Origin of the sequence: Nocardioides sp. R-C-SC26, from assembly GCF_021246465.1 — a bacterium.
In the GTDB taxonomy this organism is placed as follows: domain Bacteria; phylum Actinomycetota; class Actinomycetes; order Propionibacteriales; family Nocardioidaceae; genus Nocardioides.
On record NZ_JAHRHK010000021.1, the window covers coordinates 40,005 to 49,928 of the forward strand.

The window sequence follows — 9,924 nt, forward strand, 5'->3', positions numbered from 1 at the left end:
CCAGCACCACCGCACGACACCTGTAGTACCCACTTCCGAGTAGGAGCACTGAACCGATGTCTGTTCGAACGTCCTTCGTGGGCCTGGTGACGGCTGCTGTCGCCGGCTCCGCCCTCGTCCTCTCCGCCGGTGCGGCCCACGCCGCCGACCCCGACGACACGACCTTCACCCCCGCCGCCGCCGATCTGATCGGCGCCGGCTCCGACACCAGCCAGCACGCGATGTTCCTCGTCGCCAACGCCTACAACGCCACGACCCCGGCGCCCGCGGCGAAGATCGCCACGTTCGCCGCGACCGGCGGCGGCGACATCGCCCTGCCCTCCGGCGCGATCAAGCGTCCCAACGGGTCCGGCGCGGGCAAGGCGCTGCTCTACGGTGCGGGCAACAACACCGACATCGACTACGCGCGGTCCTCCTCCTCGCTCAGCACGGCCGAGACCGCTGCCGGCCTGCAGCAGTTCCCGTTCGCCGTCGACGTGCTGAAGATGGCGGTCTCGAACACGACGGCCTCGAACGCGCCGACGTCGCTGACCCCCGCGCAGATCGTCTCGATCTACAAGGGCGACGTCACCAACTGGAGCCAGATCGGCGGCAAGGACGGCGCGATCAAGCCGCTCATCCCGCAGACCGGTTCCGGCACCCGTTCGTTCTTCATCTCCCAGCTCCAGGCGGCCAACAACGGCGTCGCCGTGCAGTTGGCCTCCTCGGTCGCCGAGGTGCAGGAGCACGACGACAGCAAGGTGAAGTCCGACGCCAACGCGATCGCGCCGTTCTCGGCTGGCCGTGCGGGCCTGCTCGGCACCACGCTGCGCCTGCTCGGCGGCTTCGAGGCCAAGCGTGCGCTCTACAACGTCGTGCGCCAGGCCGACCTCGGCAAGGCCGAGGTCCAGGCGGCGTTCGGCCCGACCGGCTTCGTGTGCTCCGAGGACGCGCGCGAGCTGATCGTCGAGGCCGGCTTCGACCAGCTCGCCTCGCAGGCAGACGGCGGCGCGTGCGGCGTCGCGACGCAGGCGACCACCAGCAACTTCAAGATCTCCGAGGCCCCGGTGGCCATTCCGACCACCACCTCGGTGACGTCGGCCAGCGCCGCGCCCCGTGCGCTGCGCCTGGTGGCCAAGGTGGCCGGCACGCCCACCCCGACCGGCACGGTCGCGTTCTCCAGCGGCGAGACCACGCTGGGCACCGCCTCGTTGATCGGTGGCACCGCCACTCTCAACCTGACCGGTGCGACCCCGGGCAGCTACCCGGTCACGGCCACCTACACCCCGGCCGCTGACAGCGACTTCGTCACCTCGGCCGGCACCACCACCGCGGTCGTCACGACGTCCTCGACGGTCAAGGCCGCCTTCGCGAAGAGGGTCAAGGCCTCGGCCAAGAAGGTCACCGGCACCGTCACGGTCAGCCTCAGCGGTGTGTCCTCGAAGGCCACCGGCAAGGTCGTGGTGGTCGAGGGCTCCAAGGTCGTCGGTTCGGGCAACCTCTCGGGCGGCAAGGCCACCATCACGCTGACCACCAAGAAGCTCGGCGCCGGCAAGAGCAACCTCATCGTCGTCTGGGGCGGTAACAGCATCGCCGCCGGTTCGTCGGCGAAGTTCGCCATCACCGTCACCAAGAAGTAGGCCCATGCGGGTTGACCCGTCTTTGCCTGAAGACGGGTCAACCCGGAATCTCGCGTCGACCCGTCTTTGTCTGAAGACGGGTCGACGCGGACAACCCCGTGAGCAGGAAGTCCCATGAGCATCGTCGAGAACGACCACACCCAGGTGCTGCCCGCCGTCGGCCCCGTCGGCCCCGCCGACCCGGCAGACCCGACCGGCTCCGCACCCAGCACAGCCCGCGGGCTCGCCGAGCTGCACGCCCGGGAGGTGACCGCGTGGTTCGGGGAGCACAAGGTGCTCGACCGGGTCTCGCTGACGATGCCCGCCGGTGAGATCACCGCGCTGATCGGACCGTCGGGCTGCGGCAAGTCGACCTTCCTGCGCATCCTCAACCGCATGCACGAGCTGGTGCCGTCGGCCCAGCTCGCCGGCGAGGTGCTGCTCGACGGCGCTGACATCTACGCCCCCGACCGTCGCCTGATCGACGCGCGTCGCGCGATCGGGATGGTGTTCCAGAAGCCCAACCCGTTCCCCGCGATGTCGATCCGCGAGAACGTGCTCGCCGGTCTCAAGCTCACCGGCACCAAGGCGAGCCGTTCGGAGAGGGACGAGCTGGTCGAGCACTGCCTGATCAAGGGCGGCCTGTGGAACGAGGTCAAGGACCGGCTCGACGCCCCGGGCGGCGGCCTCTCGGGGGGCCAGCAGCAGCGTCTCTGCATCGCGCGCTCGCTCGCCGTCAAGCCGCGTGTGCTGTTGATGGACGAGCCGTGCTCGGCCCTGGACCCGACCTCGACGCGCGTGATCGAGGAGACCATGGTCGAGCTGGCCCGCGAGGTCACGATTGTGATCGTCACCCACAACATGCAGCAGGCCGCGCGCGTCTCCGACACCTGCGCGTTCTTCCTCGCCTCCCACGGCACGCCCGGCGTGATCGTGGAGCACGGCGAGACCGCCGCGATGTTCGGCAATCCCCAGGACGAGCGCACCTCCGACTACGTCAACGGCCGCTTCGGCTGACCTGCTCGCTGGTCAGATGCGTTGACCCGTCTTTCGTCGAAGACGGGTCAACGCCGACCTCAGGCCAGGGACGACGTCGCGGCGAGGCCGTTGGCGAGCAGTGGCTCCACGGCGTCGCCGATCAGGTCGAACCCGTCGCCGACGGTCTGGCCGGCGCTGAAGCGGTAGTGGATGCCCTCCAGGATCACCGCGATCTTCAGGTAGGCCAGTCCGAGGTGGAAGCCGAGCGCCGTCGAGCCGTCGATGTCGCGGCCGCTGGCGACGGCGTACCGCTCGAGCTGGGTGTCGGCGTCGGGATAGCCCTCTGCCGCGCTGGCGTCGGCGATCGCCGCACCGCCGGGGATCCTGCCGAGGTTGTCGTAGACCATCAGCAGCGCGACGTCGGTGAGCGGGTCGCCGATCGTGGCCATCTCCCAGTCCACGACCGCCTTCACCGGCCGCTCGTCGTCGGCCACGGAGAGCAGGTTGTCCAGGCGGTAGTCGCCGTGCACGATCGCCGACGTCGTGGCGTCGCGGGTCGCGTCGGCTTCCGGCACGTGGGCTGCCAGCCGCGCCAGGAGCGTGTCGGCATCGGGCAGCGGACGGGTGCGCGAGCCCTCGAGCTGTCGTCCCCACCGCTTGACCTGGCGCCCGAGGAATCCGGCCGGTCGGCCGAACTCTCCCAGGCCCACCTCGTCCGGAGCGACGGCGTGCAGGGTGGCGAGTGTCTCCACCATCGCGGCCGCGAGTCGATCGGTGCCGGCGGCACCGAGGTCGGCCAACTCCGCGGCGGTGCGGTAGGGACGCCCCTCCACGCGCGACATCACGTAGAACTGTGCGCCGAGCACCTCGTCGTCACTGCAGAGCGCGAACATCGACGGCACCGGCACGGCGGTTCCGCCTAGCGCCGACATCGCGGTGAACTCGCGGGTCATGTCGTGCGCGGTCGCCTGGACGTGTCCCAGAGGAGGGCGTCGCAGGATCCTCTCGACGTGTCCGTCGGTCACCTCGTAGGTCAGGTTCGACTTGCCGCCGGCGATCAGGCGGGCGCGCAGGTCGGCACCCAGGTCGCCGGGCCGCACGGTGTCGTACCACCGGTGGAAGGCCGCGAGATCGAGACCGGGCAGCTCGGATCCGGGCTCCGACCGGGTCATGAGGTGGCCGCCGATGCGGTGAACCGGTCGACCTTCGCGCGCAGACGGCGCATCCCGGCGAGCCACTGGTCGGTGTGGGCTGCGCGGATCGCGTAGTACTCGCCGACCTCGGGGTGCGGCAGCACCAGGAAGCGATCGTCGTCCAGGCTCGCCAGCCAGGCGTCGGCCACGGCCGACGGCGCCAGCGCCTCGTCGTGGCTGAGCAGGTCCTTGAGCGGTCCGGCCTGGTCGAGCATCGCCGTCTGCACCCCCTGGGGGCAGATGGCCTGCACGGTGACGCCGCGGTCGCCGTAGGTCACCGAGAGCCACTCGGCGAACCCGACGGCGGCGTGCTTGGTGGTGGAGTAGGCGGCTGCGCCGATCATGGTGAGCAGTCCGGCGGCGGACGCCGTCACCACGAATCGCCCGCCCGCACCGCCGGCGTCGTGGTCGGCGACCCAGCCGGGAACGAGTGCCCGGGCCGCTCGCACGTGCGCCATCACGTTCGTCTCGAGCATCTGCTGCCACGCCTGGTCGGGGAGACCGAGCGGATCGGTGACGGTGCGGTCGATGCCGGCGTTCGCGCAGTAGACGTCGATGCGCCCGAGTGCCTCCGTCGCCGCGGTGATCAGGGTGTCGACGCCCTCCGCCGAGGAGCAGTCACCCGGGACGGCGATCGCCCCGAGCTCGTCGGCGGTCGCGGTGCACGAGGCGGGGTCGAGGTCGTTGACGACGACCCGCGCCCCCTCGGCGACCAGCCGCTGGGCGAGTGCACGGCCGATGCCGCCCCCGGCGCCGGTGACGACGACGCCGCGCCCTTCCAGGCTCGGGTGCCCCATCTCAGCTCCCGACCTCGGCGGTCACGGGTGCGCTGCCCAGCACCGAGGCGGCCAACGGGTCCAGCGCACCATGGTCGGCCACGACGGCGGCCAGCTCGTTGAGATGGTGCCCGCGATCTCCCGCGAGGTGCTCTAGGTAGGTCAGCCGCGACGTGCCCGCGCCGACCCGGTACTCGGCGGTCATCGCAATACCACCGTGAAGCTGGATCGCCTCCTGGCCCACGTGGCGGCCCGCGGTGCCGAGCTGCACCGCGACCCGTGCGGCAGCGTCGGAGAGCTGCTCGGAGTCGCGTTCGCCAGCGGCGACCGAGGCGGCCACCATCGTCGCCCACGCGACGAGGCTGTGGGTGAGCTCGACGCTGGTGTACATGTCGGCGGCGCGGAAGGTCAGCGCCTGGAAGTTGTTGAGCGTGACGCCGAACTGCTTGCGACTCTTGAGGTAGGCAGTGGTGTCCACGAGCTGCTGCTCGATGATGCCCAGCGCCTCGTTGGCCCCGAGCACGATCGTGCGGTCGAGGGCCGCCGCGATCGCCGAGGTCTGGTCGGCGCCCGCGTCGCCCAGCGGCGTGGCGGCGACGCCGCCCAGGACGACGCGCGCGCTGCGCCCGCCGTCGTAGGTGGCGTGACCGCTGCGCTCGACGGCATCACCCGGCACGACGAACAGGCCGGTGCCGGCCGGTGTCTCGGCGCTGACGATCAGCACGTCGGCGTTCGCTCCCTGGGGTACGGCGTCGATCCGACCCTGGAGCGTCCACGTGTCGCCGTCCTGCGATGCAGTCACCCCGGAGGCCGAGGGCGACCAACGTCGGGATGCGTGCGCGAAGGAGAGCAGCCGCTCACCGGACGACAGGCCACCGAGCAGCTCCGCGCGCTGCTCCGCCGTGCCGACGTCGGCCACGAGGCCGCCGGCCTGTACGACCGCCGTCAGGTAGGGCTCGGGGGCGAGCACGCGACCGAGCTCCTGCAGCACGATCGCCGCCTCGACCCAGGTCGCGCCCGATCCGCCGTCGTCCTCGCCGAACGGGAGGCCGAGCAGCCCCATCTCCGCGAGCTGGCCCCAGAGCCGCTCGTCGTAGCCTGGGTCGGAGGCGACGGTGCGCCGCCGGTTCTCGTACTCGCCGTAGGTGCGGGCGACCAGGCCCCGCACAGCCTCGCGCAGTGCGCCCTGCTCGTCGTCGTAGGTGAAGTCCATGGTGTCTGTCTCCGTCTCAGAGTCCGAGGATGCCGCGGCTGATGATCTGGCGCTGGATCTCGTTGGACCCGCCGTAGATCGAGGCCTTGCGGAAGTTCAGGTAGGTCGGCACGGAACGGCGGAACCACGCCTCGTCGCTCGCCTCGTCGTCGCCGAGGGCGAACGCGGCCGGTCCGGCGAGGTCGACCACCAGCTCGGTGACCGCCTGCTGCAGCTCGGTGCCCTTCAGCTTCAACACCGAGGACGCCGGGTGGGGTTCGCCGCCGGCCGAGTGAGCGACCACGCGGAGCGCGGTCAGCTCCAGGGCGAGCAGCTCGTTCTCCAGCTCCACGATGCGCGCCCGCAGCAACGGGTCCTCTGCGATGAGGTCGGCGCAGATCCGCTTGGCCCGGGCGAGTGCCTGCTTGGTCGCCCCGACCGGTGCGACGCCGACCCGCTCGTTGCCGAGGAGGAACTTGGCGATCGTCCACCCGCCGTCGACCTCGCCGACGAGATTCGCCCCGGGCACGCGCACGTCGGTGAACCAGACCTCGTTGACCTCGTGGCCGCCGTCGATGAGCTCGATCGGGCGGACCTCCAGGCCCTCGGTGCGCATGTCGATGAGCAGCATCGAGATGCCGGCCTGCTTCTTCACGTCGGGGTTGGTGCGCACGAGCGTGAAGATCCAGTCGCCGTACTGACCCAGTGTCGTCCAGGTCTTCTGGCCGTTGACGATCCAGTCATCGCCGTCGCGCACGGCTGTGGTGCGCAGTGCGGCGAGGTCGGAGCCGGCGTCGGGTTCGGAGAAGCCCTGGCTCCACCAGATGTCGCAGTTCGCGGTCTTCGGCAGGAACTCCTGCTTCTGCTCAGGGGTGCCGAAGTGCGCGATGACCGGCCCGATCATCCCGGCGTTGAACATCAGCGGTGCGGGCACGCCGGCGGCCTGCATCTCCTCGTTCCACAGGTGGCGCTGCAGGTCGGTCCAGTCGCGCCCGCCCCACTCCGAGGGCCAGTGCGGCACGGCGAGGCCCGCCGCGTTGAGGATCTGCATGCTCTGCACGATCTGGTCGCGGCTCAGCTCGCGGCCCTGCAGCACGACGTCGCGGATCTCCTGCGGCACCTGGGTGGTGAAGAACGTGCGCATCTCCTCGCGGAACGCCTGCATCTCCTCGGTCAACTGCAACTGCATTTGTGTCCTCCGCGGCTTGGCTGACTCGGCTCCCCTGCCCCCAGGGGAACCGAGTGGTCTCGATCACCATCTAAGTGGGCGGGTGGGCAGCACGTGAAGCGGGTCGGGCTGTGGGATGCAACAGGATCCGCACCCGGAGCGTTGGAGTCGTGTGAGAGCGGAGACGGTGGTGGTGGTCGGTGGGCAGCGCAGGGTGAGCGGACCGATCCCGTTCGACGACTGGGTGGCGGCGCGCGGCCCGGCACTGCTGCGACTCGCCTTCGTGCTGACCGGCAACGCCGTCGACGCCGAGGACGTCGTGCAGGAGGCGTTGTCGCGGGCCTATCCGCGCTGGTCGCGGATCGCGGGCCTCGCCGACCCCGACGCCTATGTGCGGCGGATGGTCGTCAACGCCCACACCTCGCGCTGGCGGGCCTGGCGCCGACGAGTCGTGCCGGTCGCGGGGATCCTCGAGGAGGCCGACGGTCCGTCGACGGAGCAGGCGCGGCTCGCACCCGACGAGCGGGACCGGCTGTGGCGAGCGTGCCTGGCGCTGCCGGCAGCGCAACGGGTGGCCGTCGTCCTGCGCTTCTATGAGGAACTGGAGTACGCCGAGATCGCGGCGATCGCCGGCGTGCCGGAGGGCACGGTGCGCTCGCGCGTCTCGCGCGGGGTGGCCGCGCTGCGGGCCGGATGGGACGCCGATGAGCGAGAGCAGGATGAGCGATGAGCAGTGATGGGAAGGACTTCGAGGATCGGCTGACCCGGGCGCTGGGCCGCAGTGCGGCCGCGGCGCCGACGCGGGTCGACGGCATCGCGCGAGTCGCGGTGGAGCGCGCCGGGGCGCGGAGCCGACGTCGCGCGGCGGGCGTGGTCGTCGTGGCCGCGGTCGCGGTGCTGGCGGCGCTGACGCCGTCCCTTCTCGCCGGCGGCGGTCCGGCGCGGAGCGTGGTGGCCGGAGGTAGCTCGTCGTCGAGTGCCGACGCGAGATGGCGCACCGTCGAGCTGGCCGGAATCGGGGCGGAGAACGGGCCCGAGCCGGAGTCGATCGAGGTCGAGGTGCCCGACGAGTGGGTCGCGTTGAACCCGGGGGAGTGCGACCGCATCGCCGGTGTGGTGCTCGGGCCGCCCGACGTCGGTTGCGACGGTCCTTCGCTGTCGCTCTTCGTCGGGGCGAACTTCGACATGTGCTGCCCGCCGGGGCTGGTCTCTCGTGACGGCGAGCCGACCGACGGCGGCTATGTCTACGTCGGCGACCAGAGCACCCTCTTCGTCGACAATGCCGACCGCGACGTCGCCCGGCGGATCCTGGCCTCGGCGCGTCCGGCCGGGACGCTCGCGGTCGGCGTGGGGCGGTGGGGGGAGCAGCAGGTGTACCCCGGGGGTGTCGGCGGCTACGGGGTGGAGGACCCGACCACGATCGTCGCGGAGGTGCCGGCCGATGCCCGCGTCTCGGTGCGCGAGGCCGGGCCCGCGTCGGCGTCTCGTGACTGGTGGTCCGCGGTCGCCGTCGCCGACGGCTGGCGGGCGGTGTGGTTCGGCCTGGGTCGGCGCGTCGAGATCACCGGACCGAGTCGTGCGGTGGTCGACGTCGTGGCGAGCACGCTGCGGACGGTGTCGGCGTCCGATTCGGATCGACGCTGGCAGCGGGTCCAGCGCGACGGCATCAGCGTCGAGCTGCCGCTCTCGTGGACCTCGCCGCCGGACTGCACGGACTCCCGTCCAGGCCCGCCGCCGACCTTCGGCGCGGCCGGTGGGGAGTGCCAGGAGGTGCCGGGTGCGTTCTTCTATGCCGACGTCAGCGCGGTGTCCTTCGCTTATGGCCGCGGCGTCTCGGAGTGCGAGTCGGACGGCTGGTGCGTGCTGGGGCTGGTGGGGGACGGTGCGGTCTTCGCCCGGGGTCTCACTCGCGCGCAGGCCGTCCGTCTCGATGCCAGCGTGGAGGCGGCTCCGTAGTGCGCGGGGCGCCCACGCCGCTAGGTTGCCGGGCATGATCCGCCTCCCGCTCCGCCGCTTGACGCCTGCCGTCGCCGTCCTCGTCGTCTCGGGTCTCATCACCGTCTCCGCCTGCGGTGGCGACACCGACAGCGAGCCCGCTGGCGGTGACCAGAGCTCGGCAGCCTCGACCGATGCCGCCACCGACGGTGTCGTCGGGGGACCGGACGACGGGACCGACACGACCGGAGGTGGCTGCACGACGTCGCTGACCGCCATCTACCCGGACGGCAGCGAGGTCGTGCTCGACACCAGTGCCGCGGCCGTCGAGCTCTCCGGTGGTGGGGCCATGACGATCTACGTCGGCGACTACGAGATCCCGACCGCGGACGTCGCCACCGAGACCATCGCTCCGCCGGAGGGCTCTCACCAGGCCTCGATCTTCATCACCACGTTCGATGCCGACGCCCGGCCCGCGCCGCTGACCTCCGGGATGGAGATCACCTACACCGCGGAGACGGGCGCGCTCACCTTCACCACCATGTTGCTCGCCGGTGCCGAGATGTACGGCGAGGCAGCCGAGGCCTCGGGCACGGTCACCCTCACCGAGGTCGGCGACGACGCGCTCTGCTTCGACGTCGACTACGCCGACCAGCAGAAGGCGATGGTCGGCACCGTCTCCGCGCCGATCTACGACACCCCGTTCTGACCGAGCGTCGCGGACAGGGCGGCGTCGGCGGCCCGAGGTTTGGGGCCCGGCGGTCGGTCGGTATGTCTGTCGAGCCTGACGGGCAGAACCCGCGCTTGACGGGCGAACCTTTGCCCGTCCAGTGCGGGTCCTGCCTGCTGGCCGGGGAAACCCCCAAGCGCCGCAGGCAGGTTTCCCCGGTTGGCCGGGGAAACCTGCAACGTCGACGGGCACACCCCGCACCGCCCCGCCGAACGTGCCCGGCGACTGAGGTGGAAAGTCCCGTGCGGCCGGGGCGCTGCGTGCGGCACCATCGTCTCCTGTGGGACATGTCGATGTGGCCGGAGTGCGCTACGAGCTTCCCGACGGCCGGGTGCTGCTCGACGACGGCGGGAT

At 71.3% G+C, this 9,924-nt stretch carries 9 protein-coding genes; 5 read left to right on the forward strand and 4 right to left on the reverse strand.

Annotated elements, in window-relative coordinates; genetic code table 11:
* Positions 1-56: 56 nt before the first annotated feature.
* Both KSO97_RS15790 and KSO97_RS15795 read left to right on the forward strand, forming a co-directional pair.
* Positions 57-1,619, forward strand: coding sequence for a substrate-binding domain-containing protein (locus KSO97_RS15790; RefSeq protein ID WP_232680564.1), 1,563 nt, complete (start codon positions 57-59; stop codon positions 1,617-1,619).
* A gap of 114 nt (positions 1,620-1,733) precedes the next feature.
* The gene (locus KSO97_RS15795; protein WP_232680566.1) at positions 1,734-2,615 is read left to right on the forward strand and encodes a phosphate ABC transporter ATP-binding protein; all 882 of its coding nucleotides are present in this window, start codon (positions 1,734-1,736) and stop codon (positions 2,613-2,615) included.
* Between the two features lie 59 nt (positions 2,616-2,674).
* Here the strand turns inward: KSO97_RS15795 and KSO97_RS15800 are convergent, their stop codons facing one another.
* From KSO97_RS15800 to KSO97_RS15815, 4 genes are read right to left on the reverse strand one after another with little or no spacing between them, the layout of a single operon-like run.
* On the reverse strand, positions 2,675-3,748 hold the full coding sequence (locus KSO97_RS15800) for a phosphotransferase family protein (RefSeq protein WP_232680568.1): 1,074 nt from the start codon (positions 3,746-3,748) through the stop codon (positions 2,675-2,677).
* Positions 3,745-4,566, reverse strand: coding sequence for an SDR family oxidoreductase (locus tag KSO97_RS15805; RefSeq protein ID WP_232680570.1), 822 nt, complete (start codon positions 4,564-4,566; stop codon positions 3,745-3,747). The genes KSO97_RS15800 and KSO97_RS15805 overlap by 4 nt, the downstream gene beginning before the upstream one ends.
* A 1-nt stretch (position 4,567) precedes the next feature.
* Complete coding sequence (locus KSO97_RS15810; protein WP_232680572.1) at positions 4,568-5,758, reverse strand: acyl-CoA dehydrogenase family protein; 1,191 nt, start codon at positions 5,756-5,758, stop codon at positions 4,568-4,570.
* Between the two features lie 16 nt (positions 5,759-5,774).
* Positions 5,775-6,926, reverse strand: a complete 1,152-nt coding sequence (locus KSO97_RS15815) for an acyl-CoA dehydrogenase family protein (RefSeq protein WP_232680574.1) — start codon at positions 6,924-6,926, stop codon at positions 5,775-5,777.
* 193 nt (positions 6,927-7,119) lie between these two features.
* On the opposite strand from KSO97_RS15815, the gene KSO97_RS15820 reads away from it, so the two are divergent.
* Genes KSO97_RS15820 through KSO97_RS15830 form a run of 3 tightly spaced genes read left to right on the forward strand, consistent with a single transcriptional unit; the run spans position 7,120 to position 9,549 of the window.
* Positions 7,120-7,635: a SigE family RNA polymerase sigma factor gene (locus tag KSO97_RS15820; RefSeq protein WP_232680576.1), complete on the forward strand. Its 516-nt coding sequence runs from the start codon at positions 7,120-7,122 to the stop codon at positions 7,633-7,635.
* Positions 7,632-8,861 (forward strand): hypothetical protein, encoded by a 1,230-nt coding sequence (locus tag KSO97_RS15825; protein WP_232680578.1) that lies wholly within the window; start codon positions 7,632-7,634, stop codon positions 8,859-8,861. Before KSO97_RS15820 ends, KSO97_RS15825 begins: the two co-directional genes overlap by 4 nt.
* Before the next feature lie 34 nt (positions 8,862-8,895).
* Positions 8,896-9,549: a hypothetical protein gene (locus KSO97_RS15830; protein ID WP_232680580.1), complete on the forward strand. Its 654-nt coding sequence runs from the start codon at positions 8,896-8,898 to the stop codon at positions 9,547-9,549.
* Positions 9,550-9,924: the final 375 nt, after the last annotated feature.

Excerpts from the sequence above, each read along its gene's own strand:
- KSO97_RS15790 (WP_232680564.1), top strand. The coding sequence starts at position 57 with ATGTCTGTTCGAACGTCCTTCGTGGGCCTGGTGACGGCTGCTGTCGCC.
- KSO97_RS15795 (WP_232680566.1), top strand. The coding sequence starts at position 1,734 with ATGAGCATCGTCGAGAACGACCACACCCAGGTGCTGCCCGCCGTCGGC.
- KSO97_RS15800 (WP_232680568.1), bottom strand. The coding sequence starts at position 3,748 with ATGACCCGGTCGGAGCCCGGATCCGAGCTGCCCGGTCTCGATCTCGCG.
- KSO97_RS15805 (WP_232680570.1), bottom strand. The coding sequence starts at position 4,566 with ATGGGGCACCCGAGCCTGGAAGGGCGCGGCGTCGTCGTCACCGGCGCC.
- KSO97_RS15810 (WP_232680572.1), bottom strand. The coding sequence starts at position 5,758 with ATGGACTTCACCTACGACGACGAGCAGGGCGCACTGCGCGAGGCTGTG.
- KSO97_RS15815 (WP_232680574.1), bottom strand. The coding sequence starts at position 6,926 with ATGCAGTTGCAGTTGACCGAGGAGATGCAGGCGTTCCGCGAGGAGATG.
- KSO97_RS15825 (WP_232680578.1), top strand. The coding sequence starts at position 7,632 with ATGAGCAGTGATGGGAAGGACTTCGAGGATCGGCTGACCCGGGCGCTG.
- KSO97_RS15830 (WP_232680580.1), top strand. The coding sequence starts at position 8,896 with ATGATCCGCCTCCCGCTCCGCCGCTTGACGCCTGCCGTCGCCGTCCTC.